13 protein-coding genes and 1 tRNA gene are annotated in these 16,997 nt (G+C 62.3%); 4 read left to right on the top strand and 10 right to left on the bottom strand.

What is annotated here, in order from left to right; all coding sequences use genetic code 11:
• Positions 1–109 precede the first annotated feature (109 nt).
• The 3 genes from DN745_RS17800 to DN745_RS17790 all read left to right on the top strand — a co-directional run bounded on the left by DN745_RS17800 (position 110) and on the right by DN745_RS17790 (position 4,217).
• On the top strand, positions 110–1,483 hold the full coding sequence (locus DN745_RS17800; protein ID WP_162687769.1) for a ribonuclease H-like domain-containing protein: 1,374 nt from the start codon (positions 110–112) through the stop codon (positions 1,481–1,483).
• A gap of 273 nt (positions 1,484–1,756) precedes the next feature.
• Positions 1,757–3,724, top strand: a complete 1,968-nt coding sequence (locus DN745_RS17795; RefSeq protein WP_111337009.1) for a polysaccharide biosynthesis protein — start codon at positions 1,757–1,759, stop codon at positions 3,722–3,724.
• Between the two features lie 4 nt (positions 3,725–3,728).
• Positions 3,729–4,217: a hypothetical protein gene (locus tag DN745_RS17790; RefSeq protein ID WP_111337007.1), complete on the top strand. Its 489-nt coding sequence runs from the start codon at positions 3,729–3,731 to the stop codon at positions 4,215–4,217.
• A gap of 18 nt (positions 4,218–4,235) precedes the next feature.
• On the opposite strand, the gene DN745_RS17785 is transcribed toward DN745_RS17790, so the two are convergent.
• The 5 genes from DN745_RS17785 to DN745_RS17765 all read right to left on the bottom strand — a co-directional run bounded on the left by DN745_RS17785 (position 4,236) and on the right by DN745_RS17765 (position 10,626).
• Positions 4,236–5,090 (bottom strand): heme ABC transporter ATP-binding protein, encoded by an 855-nt coding sequence (locus DN745_RS17785; protein ID WP_111337005.1) that lies wholly within the window; start codon positions 5,088–5,090, stop codon positions 4,236–4,238.
• Complete coding sequence (locus DN745_RS17780) at positions 5,087–6,148, bottom strand: FecCD family ABC transporter permease (RefSeq protein WP_204355034.1); 1,062 nt, start codon at positions 6,146–6,148, stop codon at positions 5,087–5,089. The genes DN745_RS17785 and DN745_RS17780 overlap by 4 nt, the downstream gene beginning before the upstream one ends.
• Positions 6,145–7,104, bottom strand: coding sequence for a heme/hemin ABC transporter substrate-binding protein (locus tag DN745_RS17775; protein ID WP_162687768.1), 960 nt, complete (start codon positions 7,102–7,104; stop codon positions 6,145–6,147). The genes DN745_RS17780 and DN745_RS17775 overlap by 4 nt, the downstream gene beginning before the upstream one ends.
• A gap of 53 nt (positions 7,105–7,157) precedes the next feature.
• On the bottom strand, positions 7,158–8,087 hold the full coding sequence (locus DN745_RS17770) for a DUF6607 family protein (protein ID WP_111336999.1): 930 nt from the start codon (positions 8,085–8,087) through the stop codon (positions 7,158–7,160).
• A 253-nt stretch (positions 8,088–8,340) separates the two neighbouring features.
• Positions 8,341–10,626, bottom strand: coding sequence for a GumC family protein (locus tag DN745_RS17765; protein ID WP_111336997.1), 2,286 nt, complete (start codon positions 10,624–10,626; stop codon positions 8,341–8,343).
• Positions 10,627–10,896: 270 nt separating this feature from the next.
• Between DN745_RS17765 and DN745_RS17760 the strand changes: the two genes are divergently transcribed.
• The gene (locus tag DN745_RS17760) at positions 10,897–13,635 is read left to right on the top strand and encodes a Na/Pi cotransporter family protein (RefSeq protein WP_111336995.1); all 2,739 of its coding nucleotides are present in this window, start codon (positions 10,897–10,899) and stop codon (positions 13,633–13,635) included.
• A 15-nt stretch (positions 13,636–13,650) separates the two neighbouring features.
• Here DN745_RS17760 and DN745_RS17755 read toward each other — a convergent pair whose 3' ends face one another.
• From DN745_RS17755 to DN745_RS17735, 5 genes are all read right to left on the bottom strand, one after another.
• Positions 13,651–13,998: a histidine triad nucleotide-binding protein gene (locus tag DN745_RS17755; RefSeq protein WP_111336993.1), complete on the bottom strand. Its 348-nt coding sequence runs from the start codon at positions 13,996–13,998 to the stop codon at positions 13,651–13,653.
• A 54-nt stretch (positions 13,999–14,052) separates the two neighbouring features.
• Entirely contained in the window at positions 14,053–14,499 is a 447-nt protein-coding gene (gene dtd, locus DN745_RS17750; RefSeq protein WP_111336991.1) for a D-aminoacyl-tRNA deacylase, read from the bottom strand.
• Positions 14,500–14,676: 177 nt separating this feature from the next.
• A tRNA-Leu gene (locus DN745_RS17745) sits at positions 14,677–14,762 on the bottom strand.
• Positions 14,763–14,852: 90 nt separating this feature from the next.
• Entirely contained in the window at positions 14,853–15,266 is a 414-nt protein-coding gene (locus DN745_RS17740; RefSeq protein ID WP_133621892.1) for a CBS domain-containing protein, read from the bottom strand.
• A gap of 168 nt (positions 15,267–15,434) precedes the next feature.
• Positions 15,435–16,940 carry a formylglycine-generating enzyme family protein gene (locus DN745_RS17735; protein WP_133621893.1) on the bottom strand — a complete coding sequence of 502 codons (1,506 nt, stop codon included), beginning with the start codon at positions 16,938–16,940 and terminating at the stop codon, positions 15,435–15,437.
• Positions 16,941–16,997 lie beyond the last annotated feature (57 nt).

The following is a 16,997-nucleotide window of genomic DNA, read 5'->3' as shown; positions in this document are numbered from 1 at the left end:
CTATAGCTGCAATGCTTGAGAGTTTTGATTATGACGTTGAGGAAATAATGCGAGGTCGCGAATCGTCTGAATGATGCTCGAACCACACTGCACTCGAACGTGTCTTATCATGCCATCAGGATTCAAAAAACGCCTAACCCGTTTACACGCCTCGCGCCAACGCCTGCGCCAGACCGAGCGCGCAGCCGATGACGGTGAATCACGCGTATTTTTGGCCGACGATGTGCCGGGGCCGCAAAAGACGCCCGAGACGCCGGTGGTCGAAACGCCAACGGTCGAAGCATATGACGCATGGGCGCAGGTCGGCGCCAAAGTCCAGAAGAGCGCACGTGGGCCCGCTTATTACCTGCATCAGGCGCATTCGGGCAACATCGCTCACGGGAGGTGGCGACTTGAGCAGGGGCGCGACATTGAAATTAACGGGTTCTGCGATAAATTCCCCGCCCTCTTTGCCGGCGAGCAGACCCGCAGGCTGCCCGAAATCGCGCCGCATCGGCTGGCCTTCGTCGATCTGGAGACCAACGGCCTGTCCAAAAAGAGCTATCCATTTTGCGTGGGCATCGGCCTGTGGGAAGACGGCATATTCTCGGTCTACCACTTCCTGATGCGCGACGCCGACGACGAGCCCGCCGTGCTCGCGGCGAGCGTCGATTTGCTGCGAAAGACCGACGGGCTTTGCACCTTTAACGGCGCGTCCTTCGATGTTCCGATGCTCAAACGCCGCTGCGAGCTCCACGGCATCGCGCATCCCTTCGACACCGCCCCGCATATCGACCTGCTGCGCATCTCGCGCAAACTCTATGCGCACCGAAAGAGCCATAAATTATCGAAACTTGAGGAAGATCTTCTCGACTTCGGGCGCGTTGATGATGTGCCGGGCGCCGAGATTCCGAGGCTGTGGAGTCGCTATCTGAAGGCCAAAAACCCGCGCCCACTGCTCGGCATTTTCGAGCATAACCGCCTCGATATTCTCTCCATGGTGGTGCTCTTCTCCGAATTCGACGAAGCGCTCAATCCGCCGACTTCCGCCGAGCAGCCGCCAGCCGCGGCGCCCACCCCGGCTCAACCGCCGGAGTCCACCGCCTCGATCGTCTCGGCGATGAATCAGAGCCTCGCGCGCTCCTACGCGCTGCGCAAAAAATCGAAGACGCGGCGTGGCAGCCGCGGCGCCGGCACCCTGACGGACACGTCGCCGCAGAAGCCCCAAAGCAGCGCCCTGGCGCCGGCGTTCTCGCGCGGCGACCTCAACCGGGGCATGCCCATCGGCGGGCGCTTGCGCATCTTGCGCGCCGAGGTCGAGGACGCGCTTGAGCGCAGCGCGGGCGTGGACGCCGACCTTCTCCCCCGCCTCCACGAGATGCTGGCGCTCGCCCCCCGACACCCCTTTGCCCTGGAAAAAATCGTCGACTACTACCGCCAAACCCAGCAAACCGCGCTCGCCCGGCACTTCGAGAAACGCCTCCAGGACGTCTCTCCATTTTAGGGCGTTCCTTCTTAGCAAAGCGACTAAAAAAACACCGAAAAACCATTAAAACCAAGCTTATTGTGGGTCCTCAGAGGTCGAACGATTTGCTGGAATTGACTTATGTTTGGGAACTGAGCAACATAAGCCGATTTTGAGTATCGTGGGGAACGCGATGCGTGCCCGGTGGCCCGTATTTATAAGGACTCGACACCGGTGATCTGAGTTAGAGGACACCCCAAATCGACTCAAATAAGTGCCTCAAGAGTTTTTTTCCTTAAATGCGGTTGTTGTATGCATAAACCGACGGATTGGTTTCTAGAATTGCCCACGCTCCCCCGAGGGGTGCGGGTCTTCATGATCGCGACTTTCCACCTGCTGCTTTTTACGGCGGCGTTCTGGGGAGCGTTCGCCATCCGCTTCGATTTCGAGATCCCGGCGAGCTATCAAGAGACGATCATCGAGCTCTTGCCGATCGTGCTCGCGGTGAAGCTTGTTGTGTTCCTGGCCCTGAAGATGTTCCGCGGCTGGTGGCGCTACGTCAGCCTCTATGACGTCATGGCACTGGGGCGCGCGCTAATGATCAGCAGCACGGTCCTGGTGCTCATCAATGTCTTCGCGGTGACCCCCAGCTCATTCCCGCGCTCGGTCTATCTGATCGACTTCGGCCTGTCGTTTCTGGGACTCGCCGCCACCCGCGGCAGCCTGCGCCTGATTCGCGAGTCGATGCGCTCGAATTTAGCGTCGCGCACCGACGCCAAGCGCCTGCTCATCCTCGGCGCAGGCGACACCGGTGAGACGCTGGTGCGCGAGATCAATAAGAATCGAAACCTGCCCTTTCGCCCGATCGCCTTCCTCGACGACGACCCCTATAAGCATAAGCTTCGGATCCACGGCGTACCGGTGCTGGGCAGCATGGAGTTAATCGAGTCGATCGTGGCGGCCCACGAGATCGAGCAGATCATCATCGCGATGCCGTCGGCCTCGCGCGAGCAGATGCGTTTGATCTTCGACCGCGCCCACTCCACCCAGGCAGACGTGCAGATCCTGCCGGCCCTGGAGTCGATGCTCAGCGGCGAAGTTGCGCTGACCCAATTGCGAAAGGTGTCGATCTCGGACCTGTTGGGGCGCGCCCCGGTGCGCCTCGACACGAAGTCCGTCGACAATTTCCTAAAAGGAAAGACGGTGCTGGTGACCGGCGCTGCGGGGTCGATCGGCTCGGAATTATGCCGCCAGGTGCTGCGCTTTGGCCCTAAAAGACTCGTCATGGTCGACCAGGCGGAGACCCCGCTCTTCTTTATCGAGCGCGAGCTTCGCGCCAAGCAGCAGGCATCGCTCGGCGGCGAGCAGGACCCCGACCAGCTCGTGGCATGCATCGGTGATATTCGCGACAAGGCGCGCATGAGCGCGGTATTTGCCACCCAGCAGCCCGAAGTGGTCTTTCACGCCGCGGCCTATAAGCATGTGCCGATGATGGAGAAGAACCCGGCCGAAGCGGTCCACAATAATGTGGTCGGCACCCAGACCATCGCGGACCTCGCGTGCGAAAATCAGGTCTCCGCCTTCGTGTTGGTCTCGACCGATAAGGCGGTCAACCCGACCTCGGTCATGGGCACGACCAAGCGCATCACCGAGCTGTACGTCGACTCGCTGGCGCGCCGCCAATCGCCAGACGGCCCGCAGACCAAATTCTGCGCGGTGCGCTTTGGCAATGTGCTCGGCTCCAACGGCAGCGTGGTGCCGATCTTCCGCGAGCAGATCCAGCGCGGCGGCCCCATCACGGTCACCGACGCCAAGATGACCCGCTATTTTATGACCATCCCCGAGGCCGCCCAGCTCGTGCTGCAGGCCGGCGCCATCGGGCGCGGCGGCGAGCTATTCGTGCTCGATATGGGCGAGCCGGTGAAGATTCTGGAGCTGGCCAAGGATATGATTCGCCTCTCGGGGCTGACCTCCGACGATATCGACATCGTCATCAGCGGCGCGCGCCCCGGCGAGAAGCTCTACGAAGAGCTCTCCTTCGACGAAGAGGAGTTGCAGAAGACCCGCCACAAAAAGATCTTTATCGGCAACCAAAATCGCGACGACTTCGACAAGCTGCGCAACGCCTACGAGGCCCTCATCGAGGCCGCCCACGCCGACGACGATATCAAGGTGCGCCAGCTGCTCAAGCGCATCGTGCCGAGCTATTCGCACCCGCAGGCCGACGAGAAGGTCGTCTCGATACAGAGCGGTAAATTCAAAGCGTTGTCGGGAGGTTGAGTCTATGTTGAATTCTTTTCACTCAAATCATTTGAGGCTGCTTTTGGGCGGAGTCCTCGCGCTTTCCCTCACGGCGGGCTGCGGCACCGGAGCGATCGGCACGGAGGGCGCCTGCGCCAGCTTTACCTGCGAGGGTAATGAGGGGTTTCCGGGGTATCAACAGGACGACCCCCAGTCCACCCGGGCCCGCAATATGCACAAGCTGCGCCAGGCCGAGTTGGAGGCTCAGCGCGCCGAATTCCAGGCCCAACAAGCCCAGTTTCAGGCGCAACAGGCGCAGCAAAGAGCGCTCCAGCAGGCCCAGCAACAGCAGCCCGCGCAGCAGGGCAGCGCCACCACCGCCACCACCACCTTCGAGGCGCATTGCTGCCTCAACGGCCAATTCTTTGACTGCCCCACGGCGGCCGCGGCCGACGCCTGCTTCGAGGACTTCGAACCCGGCGCGTGCACCCCGGACTTCGCCCGCGACGCGGAGTGCGTCCCACAAAACTAGGCAAGGGCGCGGGCGTGGCTATCTCGCGCAGAAGTCGGGCTGGATCCTCGGGATCCCCCGCTCGCTCAAGGTTACCGACATCGGCGTGCGGAAGCAGTCTTCGAGGTTTTGCTGGCTCATGCACGCCGCAGGCGTCCCCTGCGCGATGATCTCGGCGCGGCGCATCAGCACAATATGATCGGCGATATGGGCAGCGGCGTTGAGGTCGTGAAAGACCGCGATGACGCCGATATTTCGCGCGCTCACCTGCGCGATTAGTCCAAGCACGCGCGAGGCCTCCGCGATATCCAGGCCCGCCAGCGGCTCGTCGAGCAACAAGTAACGGGCGGGCACCTCGGGGTCGGCAACGTTGGGCGGCGCGGGCAGCTCTCGCAGCGCGCGCACTTGAATCAGCGCGCGCGCAAGCTGCACCCGCCGGGCCTCACCGCCCGAGAGCGTAGGGTATTTGCGCGCGCCCATGCCGCCAAGCCCCACGGCCTCGAGATAATCGCGCGCGTCGGGCCGCGTGAGACCAAATCGACCGGGTCCAAGAGGCGCTCGGTTGGCTGCGCTCCCTTGCCAGGGAAGATGGCCAAACTCGACAACCTCAAGCGCCGAGAACGCGAACGGGACCTGGGTATATTGGCGCATCACCGCGCGCTGGCGGGCCAGCTCGGCCGGCCTCCAGGCGCCCAGGGCGCGAGCGTTTAGGGTGACCGTAGCGGGTGCCTTGGCGAGGCGCTCGCCGGTCAACGCGCTGAGCAGCGTGGATTTGCCGGCGCCGTTTGGCCCCAGGAGCGCCACGACTTGCCCTGGGAGACACGCAAGGCTTGCGCGATCGACCAGCGTCTTCGACCCAACATGCACGCTCACATCTTTGGCCAACAGGCTCATGACCAACCTCCTTCGCGCCGCTGCATCAACAAAAAGAGAAAGAACGGGGCGCCGACCAGCGCCGTGACGATGCCGATCGGCAGCTCGGCCGGGGCGAGCAGCGTGCGGGAGAACACATCAGCCAGGACCAGCAACAGCGCGCCGAGCAGCATCGCGCCGGGCAAAACGACGCGGTGCGACGGGCCGCGCCACAGTCGTATCATATGCGGCGCGACCAACCCGATGAACCCGATCAGCCCGGTAAAAGCCACCGCCAGCCCGACCATAAACGCGCTCAGCAGCACGATGCGCCGCTCCAAGCGCTGCACGTCGACGCCCAGGTCCTGGGCTTCGCGCGCGCCGAGCATCAGGGCGTCGATTTCGCCCGTGCGCCGCAACAAAAAACAACTTCCCACCAGCAAGCCGCCGGCGCAGACGAGCACCTGCGTCCACCCCGCCCCGCCCAGGCTCCCGAGCATCCACATGCTCAGCGAGCGCAGCGCGGCTTCGTCGGCGGCGAAGGTCAAGAACCCGATCAACGCGCCGCCCAGCGCGTTAATCGCGATCCCGGCCAGCAGCATCGTGGCCACCGACGTGCGCCCATTAAACGTGGCGATGCGATAGACCACGAAGGTCGCCAGCACGCCCCCGGCGAAAGCGGCCAGCGGCACCAGGAGCCAGGCCGGAACCCACGATAGTACGGGCTGCAATACCCACCCGGCCACCAAGGCTAGCGCCGCGCCGCTGGCGGCGCCGCTCGAAATACCGATCAGCCCAGGGTCGGCCAGCGGATTGCGAAAGAGCCCCTGCAGCGACGCGCCAGCCAACGCCAGACTTGCGCCCACCAGCGCGGCGAGCAACACCCGCGGCAGCCGGATCGACCAGACGATCGCCTCAAGCGGGCGCCCCGGCGAGGCCTGCAGCCCGAGCTTGGCGGCCAGGACCTGCAGGATCTCGGACGGGGCGACCGCCGTGGCCCCCTGCCCGCAACCGAGCAAGATGGCCCCGAGGAGCATCCCACCAAGCAGAAGCATCACGCCCGCGGGTTGAGGCTTCTGGGCTTTGCGCAGGTGTCTCACTCGTCGCTCGGCGCCGCGTCGAGGCAAAGATCATCGGTCAGTTCCAGCACGACCTGTCCAAGGCGCGGGCCAAACCCGAGCAGGGCCAGGTCTTCGCGCGTGATGACCCGTTTATTCTTGACCGCCGCGGTCTCGCCCAGGCCTTTGACCCGCTGGAGCCCTTCGAGGCCGCCCAGGCTGCGCAGGCCGCCGTCGGTCATTAGGATTGCGTCGGGATTCGCCGCCACGATGGCCTCGGCGCTCATGGGCTTAAAGTCGGAGAAGTCGCCGTGCACCGGCTCGCCGCCGGCCAGCTCAACCAGCGCGCGCGCGCCGGTGTCACGCCCGGCGACGAACACGGTGTTGGGGCCGCGCGCGTAAACAAAGAGGGTGCGCGCGGGCTTGTTGCACGCGCTGACCTTCTGGCTGGCGGCCTCCAGGTCCTGGTCCATCTTCGCGATCAGCGCGTCGGCCTGCTGTGCCCGCCCCAGCACGTCGGCGATGTCGCGGATGCGCTGGCGCGCCTGGTCCACGCCGGGGTCTTCGCTGATCTCTACCACATCAACCCCCGCGCCCTTTACCCTCGCCAGGGCATCTTTGGGATTGGTCTGGTCGGTGGCCAAAATCAAGGTCGGGTCCTGGGCGATGATCGGCTCGGCGGCGATATTTCGGAAGAGATCCAGCACGGCGATCTTCTTCACCTCTTCAGGATATACGCTCGATTTATCCGCCGCGACGATCTGCTCGCCGGCCCCCAGGGCGAAGGCGATCTCGGTGATGGTGCCTCCGATGGTGACCACCCGCGGGGTCTGGGCATCGGCGTCGGGCGCGGCGGCGACTTCGTCAGTGGCGCCGGCTTTTTGGGCGGGCGGCGGCTCCGGCCTGTCGCAGCCGACGGGCCCGACGCCGCCCAGAGTGATGCTCACCAACAGGGTCATTATATAGCGATGCTTGGTCATCTCAGATACCTCGGTCATTTTGCACATAACAAATGGGCGCCTCACAGCAGGCGCGCGTCAACAATCGCAGCTCAGTCGACGAGGTGTCGGCCCAGAATTCCGCGAATCCCTGCCAGCGCCGCCTCGCGGTCGTACGCGTCGGCCACGCTAAATCGCTGCGCCAACGCAAAAAACGCGTCGTACATCAGGGTCTCGTCGACGATGAGCGCAAACTTAAGCCGCTCGCGCGCGTCACGCGCTTCGGCCCAGCACGCGCGCACGTCCGCCCAAAATTTGTCCTGCGTTTTCCACCACCGGTCGAATGGGGCGCGCTCGAAGTCGGTCGGGGTGAAGGTCTCCAACCCCTTCTCCATGCAGATCAACTGGTCGCGGCCGGCGTCGTCTCGCTGGATCTTTCGGTTATCCTGGTCGATCTCCCAACTCCCGTCGGCGAAGACCTCGACGCGGCAGTCGCGCTTGAGCACATTATAGTCGTCGCGGGTGGTGCGGTCTCGCCGCGGCAGGGGCGCGTCCGTCATGCCGTCCCAATAGTGGCGCCCCTGCTGGTGCACCCAGCGCCCCAGCGCCTCATAGCGCGGCGCGTCGTCGACCTGATAGACCTTCTGTGTCCAAATTCCCCGCACGACCTCTTCGGGCAGGTGGAGCTTTTCCCACTCAAAATCCTTGACGTAGGACATGAACTCACGGTTCTCAAAGACCCAGTCCTGGCGCCAATGCTTGATCATCGTGGTCTTGCCGGGCACGCCGTCAAATTTCGGGTTGCCCACGCGCAGAAGATGCTGCAGCGACACCATATCGTCGGTCTCTTCGAGCACAAAGACATACTCACGCGCGCTCTCATGGTAGCGCTCACGGAACGCGTAATCACCGCGGGGGGCGAAGGTCTCGGCGAATTGAAAGTCCACCGTATAGCATCCCGCCATCGACTTAATCAGGTCTCTTTCGAGCGACTTTCGATCTTGCTGGGCTGAATCATCTGTTTTGAAATCTGCTGCTGCCATGACTTCACCTACAATATTTGGGGTTCGATATAACTTATTTATTCAGGGAGTCCGTTCGTGGGCAGTGGTCACTTGAGTCAAAGAAATAGGTCGACCGCCAACAAACGACTTTGATAATCATTATCAAAGTCAATATGGTCTAACACATACCTTAAGGACTGTATAGCGATGCGAAAACGCCAGGGCGCAACGCAAACGCCGCCCCCAGACCTGGTCTGGGGGCGGCGTTTATAGGCCACGGCGCGACGCGCGCTCAGCCCACCATGCGCGGCTTGTCGCCGTCGGCGTCGCCGCGATTATCGTACGAATAGCGATAATAATACTGGTACGCATACCCCGAGGCGTCGGCGCGAATCTCGTTGAGCACGAAGCCCATCAGCGGGCCGCCGATGCTCATAAGCTGGTCGACCGAGCGGCGCAGCATCTCTTTCTGGGTGTTGCCGAAGCTCAAGATGAGCAGCGCGCCGTCGACCGAATGGCTGAGCACCAGCGCGTCGGAGACCGCCCCGAGCGGCGGGGAGTCGAAGATGACGCGGTCGTATTTCTCGCGAACTTCTTCGACCAATTGCGCGAAGCGCTCGGAGTGCAGCAGCTCAGAGGGGTTCGGCGGAATCTGCCCGCAGGCCAGCACGCTGAGGTTCTCGACGCGCGTGGGCTGCACGACGTTGTCGAGCTCCTCATTGCCCAAAATAATCGAGGAGAGTCCGTGGTTTTTATTCTCGATGCCCAGCGCCTTGTGAAGGCGCGGGCGGCGCATATCGGCGTCGATGATCAGGGTGCGCTGGCCGGATTGCGCCATCGCAATCGCCATATTGACCGAGGTCATCGTCTTGCCCTCGCCGGGGCCCGGGCTGGTCACCAGCAGCAGCTTCGGCGGGTTATCCGGCGCCATAAACATCAGGTTGGTGCGCAGCGTGCGGATGCCCTCCGCAAAGCTGCTCTTGGGCGCCGTGAACGTGATGGTGTCGGCAGCGGTCTCGCCGATGACCTCCAGCGACTTCAGCGCGGAGGCGTCGATCTGGGGCAGCAGCGCGAGCAGCGGCTTGTCGGAGTAATTCGACACATCAGCATCGCTCTTAATGGTCGTGTCGAGCGCGTCGATCAGCACGATGGTCGCGCTGCCCAGCGCGATGCCAATGAGCAGACCCACGGCGAGGTTCAGCGGCAGGCGCGGGCTGACCGGGCCGGCCGGGATTTCGGCCTTCTCCAGCACCTGAATCGTGTCGCCCTTATAGAGCGAGCTCAGGTCCATCTCGGCCGAGCGCATCAGCACCGTATTATAGAGTTTTTTGAGGTTCTCGGCGCGGTCCATATGCTGGCTATACTCGACGCCGAGCTCGTTGAGGGCGAAGACCTCGTTTTTGAGCTGTTCGAGCTGTTGCTCCAGGTTGGCGCGATTCTTCTCGAGCACCGACACGCGGTTCGCCACGCCGATATGCACGCGGCTGATCTCTTCGCGGATATTCTTGCGCACCACGTCCAGGCGCCCCTGGGCGGCCTGCACGCGCGGATGATCGCCGAGGTAGCGGGTGCGAAGGTCGGCGAGCTCTTGCTCAAGCAAGGCCTCCTGGCCGAACGCCTCTTTGAGAGAAGTATTGTCGATCAGATCGGCGATGGCGCGCTTTTTCACCCGCGCCTGGTCGATATCATCCTGAGCATTCTCGGCGCCGCCGCCGGCCGACTTGCGCTTATCGGCCTTCTCCATCTCGCGGATCTGGCTCAGCAGCGCGCTCTCGGCCGACAGCTTTCCGCGCACCTCCATCAACTGCTCGTTGACGGTGGCCATATTATTGGCGGTGAGGTTCTGGCGGTTCTCATAGGAGAGCGACAAAATATTATGGTCGCGCTTGAAGCGCTGCAGCTTCGTCTGGGACTCCTCAAGCTCGCTCTTCTTGCTGGCGACATAGGAGTCGAACCAGGTCACGATCTCTTCGAGGCCGCCGGACTGGAAGTCCTGGGTATACTCGACATAGGTCTCGGCGACGGCGTCGGCGATCTTGGCCGACAGCTCGGCGTCGTTCGACTTGGCGACCACGTTGGCGACCCGGCTATCGGGGGCCAGGGACACCTGATAGGAGCCCAGCAATTTGGCGATGACGATCTTCTCGCGCTGCTCAGGCGTGCGCTGCTCGAGCTCGGGCGCCGGCTTGGGCAAAAACTCATAGTCGTCAATCAACCCGAGCTTCTTGACCACCCGCCCGCCAAACCAGCGCGAGCGCAGCACTTCGCGCTGGGTATTCCAGAATTGCTCGAACTGCCAGCGGTCGCCGGGGTTCAACAATTCGACCTTCTCGATCTGCTTACCGAAAAGATTGGACTGAGATTGGTGGAAGATAATCTGGCTCTGCGCCTGGTAGACGGGCTTCATCTCTTTGGTGATGAAGAATGCCCCCACCAAACCCAGCGCGCAGGCGAGCAGGATTACCCAATAATAGCGCTTTAGAAGGCGCCAATAATGGGTCAACAACTCCCCCAGGTCTTCGGTATTCTCTTGGGGCAGGGGAGCCCTTAACTCATTGAAATTATTTGATTCTGACATAGGCAAATCAACTACTGGATACAACGGAAGGCGGGACAAGGCGCGCCTAATCGTAAAATGAGTACCAAATTTCTGTTGGTACAACGGTGCCGGACTCTAGCAGGTGGTCTGATACTCGTAAACGAAAGCGCTTTCAAATAAGCAATGCTTGCGGCATGCGCATTCCCGCCTTATCGTGGCAATATCTTAGCTATTGGCTGCTCGAAATCGCGCGCAAACAAAACGCGCGGCTTTTCGAAATCCAGCCGCGTCTCAACAAGTTACGTCTCTATGAAAAATATATTGGGCACTATCGCCGCGTTGGTATGTCTCGTCAGCGTCATGGCCGTGGGCGGCGTACACACACAGGTGGCCATTGCCGTCGTGTTGGTGGCGTTGCCGGCAGTGTTTTATGTGATCATTTCGAGCGCGAAGCCGAATAAAAAAACGGGCGCTTCGACCCCAATATCAGTCTCCCTGCCGTCGCTCATCTTCTCAATATTCGCATTTATCTGCTTTTTGCAGATATTGCCACTGCCCCCGCAAATTCAGGAGATCCTGTCGCCCCAGGCGCGCGCGTTATACCTCGAAAGCCTCACGGTATTGGAGGGCGCCGAGGCGGTGAGCGCTGCCGAGGATTTGTGGCGCCCGCTGTCGCTGGACCCGCGCGAAACCGCGGACCGAGGGCTGCGCTGGATCGCGCTGGCGCTGCTGGCGCTGGTGGGCGCGCGCCTGAGCCGCGAGCGCCACGCCTGGCGCGACACGCTTCGGGCCGGCGTGGTCTTCGGCTGGCTGCACCTGGGCGTCTCCTGGCTGCATAATGTCTTCGGCGCGACCACGTTTTTCGGCGTCTACGAGCCGCTGGGCAATTGGCCGGCGTTTACAATGTTCGTCAACTCGAACCAGGGCGCCGCGTTTTACGGGCTGGCCTCACTCGCCGGGCTGATTCTCGCGCGCCGAAACCTCAAAACAAAGCCCATCGAGGCGTTTTTGAGCGGGGTGAGCGCGATTATCTTCGTCCTCTTTATGCTCGAGTTAAATAGCAGCGGCGTAAACCTCGCCTATAGCCTCGCGTCGATTCTATATATCGCGCAATCAATATGGATGGTCTACCGCGTCGCGCACCCAAAAATGCAGACCGATGGGCAGGACTCTTCGTCGAAGGAGCAGCTCAAGACGCGGCTTCTTCAGAGCGCCAGCACCCTTGTCACCCTCGGGTTAATGAGCGCCATCATCACATTGCCCATGTGGCTGTCGCGCACTTTTTTGTGGCCCTGGGTGCAGAGCACGCCGGTGGGCATCTGGGTCGAAAATAAGGCGGTGGCCCGATTGGTGATGATCGAGTCGGGCATGCGCGGCGCCCTTGATTATCCGATCCTGGGCAGCGGCGCCGGCTCGATAGAGCGCACCATCGCGCCCTATATCGACTGGACGCAGATTCGCGCGGCGAGCATCCCGACGCTGGAGAATCAGTTCGCGGACTGGTTTATGGGGATGGGCTTTCTGCCAACCATCGCCGCGCTGGCGCTATTCTTAAGCGGATTCACCTTCATCTCGAAGAAGACGCGCATCTTCTCGCCCACCATCAAATCCCCGCGCAGCGCCCAGCGATATCTGGGGCTTTTGGCCTTCGCGATCTATGCGGGGACGTTGGTTCAGATGCATTTCCCATTCTTTGCGCTGGGGTTGGCGACCTGCATCGTGGTGGTCTTTGAGGTGGGGCTAAAGGGCGGGCGACTGAAGAATCCGCCCGAGGGCGCGGTCTGGCTGCGCGTGCGAAACCTGCATATTTTCGCGTCCCAGCGGGTCGCGCTTGGGCTGCTGGGCGCGTCGGTCTTGGCCGCCGGTGTTTTCGCCCTCACGTGGTCCAACCTGGAGGATACCCGCGCCGTCGAGATCGGCGCGCGCGCCCAGGCGGCGTCCCAGGAGGAGCTTCGCCAGATGGTGAGCGCGGTGCCGACCGAGAGTCGTATCTTTACCGCGCTCGCGTTTCAGGCAGCCCAGGCCGACGAGGGCGCGCGCGCGATCGCCCTGGCTGAGCACGCGTTTGCGCTGGAGCCGCGCGCCAATGAGCTCTTATTCTTGGCCCATATCGAGGCGCATTTCGGCAAAAAAGCGACGGCCGCCGACTATTATACGCGCCTCTTCAGCCCCGAATATCTCTATACGATGCACTCGCTGCGCGGCTGGGTTTCGGAGTATTTGCTCAAAGATATCACGGACACGACCCAGCGCGTCCAGGCGCTTCAAGGGGCGCCGGCGCATTGGGCATACGCGCTGAGCCACATTCGACGGCTTGATGATAAGACCCGCGCCGTTGAGTTCGCGCTGGAGCTCGCCGAGCAAAACCCCGACAATTTCCTGGCCAATCGACTCGTCGTGGAGGCGTATCTTGGCGCCAAGGAATTTCTGATCGCCCAATTCTGGGCCGAGATGATGGTCGCCAAAGATTGGCCCGCGGAGTCCCCGGCGCCGCAAGAATTAGACTCCCGCTTTAAAAAAGTCGGGCAAGAAACCTTCGACTCACACCACGAAGACCCGCATAGCGCGAGCCTCGCCCTTGTGGCTCATGCGATCTCGCGCAGCGGCGATCGCGACGGTGCCCGCCGCTATTTGCTCAGTATCGAAGTCCCGGAGTCGGGCGAGTTGGCCGATGAGGTCGTTTATACCACGCTGCAATTATTGCCCGCAGAGCCGAGCGAAGCGACCCCAGAAGAGGTCGCGTTCATCGCCCGGGCGTCCAAGAGCTATTGCCGCAACCAACGCGCGCGAAACGAGCAGCTTCTGTGCTGGCAGGCCGAGGCCTGGCTCGACGAACAACGCGGAAATATCGACGACGCCGAGTTGGTGTGGAAGCGCATCGCCAGCGACTACGAGAACCCGCTGCCCCTGGGGGAGTTTTTCGTGCGCCAGCGCCAGTGTATCGCCCTCGATCAGTTGATCGCCCAACATAAAGAGACCCGCTCGCGCCCAGCCACGAGGTGGCTGGGGCGGCTTCGGTCGATGCCGCGCCGATGCGCGGCGAAGTAGCAGCGCGGTGGCCGCTCAGCCCGGAGGCCACGCCAGCGAGCGGCCGCCGATGATATGCAGGTGAAGATGGAAGACCGTCTGGCCTGCGCCGGCGCCGTTGTTGATGACCAGGCGGAACCCGTCTTCCTCTAACCCCTGCTCGCGCGCCACGTCACGGGCGCGCAGCATCAGCGTCCCCAGCAGCTGGGCCTGATCTTCTTTGGCCTCCCACAGGCTCGTCAGATGCTCTTTGGGGATCACAAGAATATGGGTCGGCGCCGCCGGGTGCAGGTCGCGGAACGCGAGCACATCGTCGTCCTCATAGACCTTGGTCGAGGGGAGTTCGGCAGCGACGATTTTGCAAAAAATATCATCTGCAGCCATATCATCCGTCCTTTATTTTGAAGAGAATTATTCCGATCTAGAGATCACCGAAGCTCAACGGTCGGCGCTGTCGATCCAGATGGTCACCGGCCCGTCATTTACCAACTCGACGTCCATATCGGCGCCGAATCGGCCGCACTCAACGTGGCCGAGCTCATCGCGCACCCGCGCCACGAACTGCTCATAATATTGCTCGGCGGCCCCGGGCTCCAGCGCGTCGACGAAACTCGGGCGCCGACCGCGGCGGGTCTGCGCATAGAGCGTAAATTGGCTCACCACCAAGACCTCGCCGCCGATATCGAGCACCGAACGGTTCATCTTGCCGTTGTCATCGGCAAAGATACGCAGATTCAGCGATTTCGACAGCACATAGTCGAGATCCTCGGGCTCATCGCCCTCGCCCGCGCCCAAAAGGATCAGCAAACCCTGCCCGATCTCACCGACGACTTCTTGCTCGACCCGAACACACGCCCGGGAGACTCGCTGTAATAGAACACGCATAGAACTTTTCGATTTGAGTGAATGGCGAGGAGCAGCCGAGACGATGGAACGCATGACGCGGATGGCCGCCGGGCTTTCCGAGTGACTTAGAGCGCGACTCTAACAAGGCGGATTCATCGGGGCAACGCAGGCCAAACGCAAAAAAGCCTCGCCAAATGGCGAGGCCTTTTTGTTGAGTGCGGAAGAAAGGAATCGAACCTTCACGGGATTTGACTCCCACTAGATCCTTAGTCTAGCGCGTCTACCAGTTCCGCCACTTCCGCAGTGGTGAAACACCCACATTCAAGTGGGTGGGAGGCGGTTTATAATTGCAACTTGCAGGGCTGTCAACAACTATTTTGCTTTTTGTGCAATTAAAGTTCTTCGGCCGCAAAACGCAGTACGTCGATATAACTGACGATGCCCACCAGGGTGCCGTCGAGGGGGTTGACGACCGGGATCGCGCCGATCTTCTGCTCGATCATCAGCTCGATCGCATCGTTGATACTCGCGTCGGTGCCCAACGAGATCACGTCGCCCTGCATAATCGTGCTCACCGCGACATTATCCTCCTCGGACACCTCGTCGGGCGCCTCGTATTGCATGCGCCCGTTGAGGATATGCGAGCGAAGGTCGCGGTCGCTGAGCATGCCGACGACTTCTTCACTGGTGTTGACCACCGGAAGATGGCGCACGTCGAGCTCGAAGAGTTTATTGACCGCATCCGAGACGGTGTCGGTGGTGCGAACGCGTTCGGGATTCGGCGTCATGATGGCTTCGATTTTCACGGTAGATCCTGGGCTATAAATTGAGGGTCAGTAATTTGAAGTCAATCATCAGAAGTCGAGTCTCTGCGAATGTACGCAGCATTGAGAAAGACAAGCCTGTGTGAAGATAAGCCATCCCGGCCGAGGTTCAAGCCTCGGCGCCAAGGTCAGCTCAAATCCTCGGGAGCATCAGGGTTGATAGACGCAGCGAAAGCCGACGTCGGTGCGCGCGGTGTCGGGCTCGAGTTTGAGCCGATGTGTCACCCGCAGGTCGAAGGGGCGGCTGGTCCAGGAGCCCCCGCGGGCGCTCGCGTCCTCGCCCTCTTTGCTCTCAACCCATTCGGCGGCGTTTCCCGCCATATCATAGGCGCCGGCGGGGCTTTTTCCCTCGGGAAAATGCCCGGGAGGCGCCACGCGCTCGAAACCGTCGAGTTGCCCGACGATCGGGGTGCGCACAAGGTCCATTTCGGCCCAATTGGCCCGCGCCACCGACCAGCTATTACCCCAGGGGAACAGGCGCGCGTCGGTGCCGCGCGCGGCCTTCTCCCACTGGTCGGCGCTGGGGAGGGCGCCGCCGGCGTGCGCGCAAAAGTCGCGCGCCTGGGCCTGGCTAACGCAGGTCTGGGCGGCCTCGGGCTTCTGCAGATCGCGCGGCACCCGCAGCGCGGTCTGCAGCCCCTGGTGGGTCCAGACCTGGCAGGATTTATATTTAACCGCGGCGCACTTCCCGGCGTCCACACAGTCCTGATAGGCCCCAACGGTGACCTCACCGGCGTCGATCTCAAAGCTCGACACGCTGACGGACTCCTGCGGGTACTCCCCCTCAAATAGCCGGTTATGCTTACAATTCACGTCGGGCTCATTATCGGTGCGGTCGCATATCTGCATGATAAACGAGCGCACGCCCTCGTCGAGCCCACGCTTATACGCGCCCCCCTCCACCAGCACGCGGGCCGGCAGATCCGCGACCGCGCTGGCATGGGCATTCTGATGGGCGCGGGATGTCCAATAATTAGTCGACAAGACGGCGAGGCCGGTGAGGCTCAGCGTTATCGCCACGAAGATCGGGAGGCGAGCGCGCCGGCCGACGCCTGGGCCCGCGTAGTTCGGGATGTGTTGGGTGCGCCCGGGAGCGTCGCTGCGCGCGCGCGGCGTGTCCGTGCCGCCAGCGTCGGACCCCGCCGCGCCATCGCTTGGTCGCAAACCCTGGGGCGATTCGCCTCGTCCGTCGACGGCCTTGAGCCCCTCGATATAGGTATTGGCCTGGGCCTTGGGTTGCACCGGGCGCCTGGGGCGCGCGGGCGGCGCGGCTTTCGGGGCGCGGTTGGGCGCGCTGGCTTCAAGCGCGTTATCATCCACCGGCGCGGTCGTCGCGGCCGCGCTAAGCGAGCGAGGGTCTTCCACGGCGAACGGGTCCTCGACTTCATCCGGCGCGTCAACGCTCCCAGCAGCCGCCGGTCGGGCGCCCGCCGCCTCTGCCGCCGCCGCCGCGCTCGCGCGCGCGACCAGTCGATCAGCGCGCGCCCGGCTCGCCTTAAGCCGCGCCTGGGCCACCCGGTCGCCGGTGACCATCGGCCGCCCCAACGGCGCCGCGTTTTGCGAGCGGATGCGAAACCCGCAGCTCTCACAAAACGGTACGCCAGCCGGTTGCGGCGTTTCGCACTCGGGGCATATTACCTGGCTATCGTCACTCACGAGTGTTACCGCTTGCACCAAAGGAGTCGAGGATCTACAAATTAGTCCGCACTATGC

Origin of the sequence: Bradymonas sediminis, assembly GCF_003258315.1 — a bacterium.
GTDB classification, from domain to species: Bacteria; Myxococcota_A; Bradymonadia; order Bradymonadales; family Bradymonadaceae; genus Bradymonas; species Bradymonas sediminis.
This window is presented reverse-complemented; position numbering and strand designations above follow the sequence as displayed.

Excerpts from the sequence above, each read along its gene's own strand:
- DN745_RS17800 (WP_162687769.1), top strand. The coding sequence starts at position 110 with ATGCCATCAGGATTCAAAAAACGCCTAACCCGTTTACACGCCTCGCGC.
- DN745_RS17795 (WP_111337009.1), top strand. The coding sequence starts at position 1,757 with ATGCATAAACCGACGGATTGGTTTCTAGAATTGCCCACGCTCCCCCGA.
- DN745_RS17790 (WP_111337007.1), top strand. The coding sequence starts at position 3,729 with ATGTTGAATTCTTTTCACTCAAATCATTTGAGGCTGCTTTTGGGCGGA.
- DN745_RS17785 (WP_111337005.1), bottom strand. The coding sequence starts at position 5,090 with ATGAGCCTGTTGGCCAAAGATGTGAGCGTGCATGTTGGGTCGAAGACG.
- DN745_RS17775 (WP_162687768.1), bottom strand. The coding sequence starts at position 7,104 with ATGACCGAGGTATCTGAGATGACCAAGCATCGCTATATAATGACCCTG.
- DN745_RS17770 (WP_111336999.1), bottom strand. The coding sequence starts at position 8,087 with ATGGCAGCAGCAGATTTCAAAACAGATGATTCAGCCCAGCAAGATCGA.
- DN745_RS17765 (WP_111336997.1), bottom strand. The coding sequence starts at position 10,626 with ATGTCAGAATCAAATAATTTCAATGAGTTAAGGGCTCCCCTGCCCCAA.
- DN745_RS17760 (WP_111336995.1), top strand. The coding sequence starts at position 10,897 with ATGAAAAATATATTGGGCACTATCGCCGCGTTGGTATGTCTCGTCAGC.
- DN745_RS17755 (WP_111336993.1), bottom strand. The coding sequence starts at position 13,998 with ATGGCTGCAGATGATATTTTTTGCAAAATCGTCGCTGCCGAACTCCCC.
- dtd (WP_111336991.1), bottom strand. The coding sequence starts at position 14,499 with ATGCGTGTTCTATTACAGCGAGTCTCCCGGGCGTGTGTTCGGGTCGAG.